Raw genomic sequence first — 1993 nt, 5'->3', positions numbered from 1 at the left:
CACGGCCGGCGTGATGCTGGGCCTGGCGTGCGCGACGAAGTGGAACGGCCTCTACATCCTGGTCGCCTTCGCGCTGATGTCGGTCCTCTGGGACGCGGGCGCACGGCGGACGGCGGGAGCCTTCTCCCCGTACCGCGCGGTCTGGCGACGCGACGTCCTGCCGGCCTTCGTGTCGACGGTCCCGGTCGCGTTCGTGACGTACATCGTGTCCTGGAGCGGCTGGTTCGCCACCAAGGACGGCTACTTCAGGGACTGGGCCGACCACCGCCAGAGCCTCTCCCCCGACCACATCAAGCTGCCGCTGCTCGGGACGGTGCACCTGCCGCAGTTCGGCACGGACTGGGTGCCGAGGGTGGTGCGCAGCTTCTGGCACTACGAGTCCGAGGTCTACAGCTTCCACGTCAACCTGACGGAGGGCCACCAGTACCAGTCGAACCCCTGGAGCTGGATGATCCTGGGCCGCCCGGTCTCGTACTTCTACGAATCCCCCAAGGCCGGCGTCGACGGCTGCCCGGCCGACACCCCGGGCAACTGCGCCCGCGAGGTCCTGGCACTCGGGACACCACTGCTGTGGTGGGCGGGCTGCTTCGCGCTGCTGTACGTACTGTGGCGCTGGATCTTCCGGCGCGACTGGCGGGCGGGCGCGATCGCGTGCGGAATCGCGGCGGGATACCTGCCGTGGTTCATGTACCAGCAGCGGACGATCTTCCTCTTCTACGCGGTGGTGTTCGTCCCCTTCGTCTGCCTGGCACTCGCGATGATGATCGGCGCGATCCTCGGCCCACCGGGGTCGAGCGAACGGCGCCGGGCGATCGGGGCGATCGGCTCGGGCGTGCTGGTGCTGCTGATCATCTGGAACTTCATCTACTTCTGGCCGATCTTCACGGGGCAGGCGATTCCCCTGGACGCGTGGAACAACAGGATGTGGTTGACCACGTGGGTCTAGATGCGCGGATCGGATGGCCGGCCCCGGTGTCAGAGGCGGCGCCCGGCATCCGCGCATGGGCATGACCGGTGAGCAATTCCGCGTAACGGCGGCAGAGTTGGAGCGTGCGATCCAGGACCCGGCCTGGGCGTACGACTTCAGCGAGGAGACGTTGTCGGCATGGCCCCTGTACGGCCCCCTGTACGGCCCCTGTACGACGGCCCCAGTACGGCCCCGGGAAAACGCTCCGTGGCGCGATGACAGAAGAGCCATGGACCCCTGGCTGCCGGACTCGGCGGACTCGTAGCCTCCAGGCCATGGAATGGACAGCATTGGCCGCCACGGTGGTGGGCGCGGTCATCGGGGTGGGCAGCCGGTCGGGGCACCACCGGTGGATCAACGGACCGAGCTCGCTCGCGCCGGCATCGTGGCTCACGGCGTGTATGCCAAGCAGTACCAACTTGAGTTGCTGGCCACACCAGAGGCGGCCCAGTCCGCCAAGGATGCCGCCTACCAGTTGCTCCTCTACCGGGATGCGGTGGCCGCAGGAGTGCTGAGGGCCTCGACTCACCACTCGACGGGAATGGACGCCGGGGCTTCTTGACCTCAAGCGCGATTGAGCTTCTAGCGTGCTCCTCAGTTGATGAGGGCGCTGACCCGAACGCCGCGCAGGCCGCCTTCCCTGAGGGCGTCGAGGCCGTGGAGGGGGACTTCGCGGAGCCGGCGTCGTTGAAGGCCGCGTTGGAAGGGGTGCGTTCGATGTTCCTCGTGTCTCGCCTGGGTTCGGACGCCGACATCCTCGAAGCCGCCCGGCAGGCGGGTGTTGAGCACGTGGTGCTGGTGTCGTCGATCACCGTCCGGACCCATCCGCACCTTGGCCCCGCCGCCGAGAACGTGACCGTAGAGCAACTGCTCAAGAAGAGCGGTATGGCCTGGACGATCCTGCGGCCCACGCAGTTCGCCTCGAACGCACGGATGTGGGCAGCCTCCATCCGGCAATTCGACACCGTCCGCGCACCGTACGCGGACATCGCGTTGCCGACGATCCACCCCGCGGACATCGCCGCG

General features: G+C 67.8%; 3 protein-coding genes. All 3 read left to right on the top strand.

The features are described from left to right. On the top strand, positions 1 to 946 hold a 946-nt coding region (locus J0695_RS26580), incomplete at its 5' end, for a dolichyl-phosphate-mannose--protein mannosyltransferase (RefSeq protein WP_372445832.1). Positions 947 to 1391: 445 nt separating this feature from the next. Beyond that, on the top strand, positions 1392 to 1529 hold the full coding sequence (locus J0695_RS26575; RefSeq protein WP_206966057.1) for a hypothetical protein: 138 nt from the start codon (positions 1392 to 1394) through the stop codon (positions 1527 to 1529). 11 nt (positions 1530 to 1540) lie between these two features. Beyond that, positions 1541 to 1993, top strand: a 453-nt coding sequence (locus tag J0695_RS26570; RefSeq protein WP_372445833.1) for an SDR family oxidoreductase, incomplete at its 3' end; no start/stop codon positions are given.

This window comes from Streptomyces beijiangensis (assembly GCF_017315755.1).
Classification (GTDB): Bacteria; Actinomycetota; Actinomycetes; order Streptomycetales; family Streptomycetaceae; genus Streptomyces; species Streptomyces beijiangensis.
The sequence above is the reverse complement of the archived record's forward strand: the minus strand, read 5'-3'. Positions and strand labels throughout refer to the sequence as shown.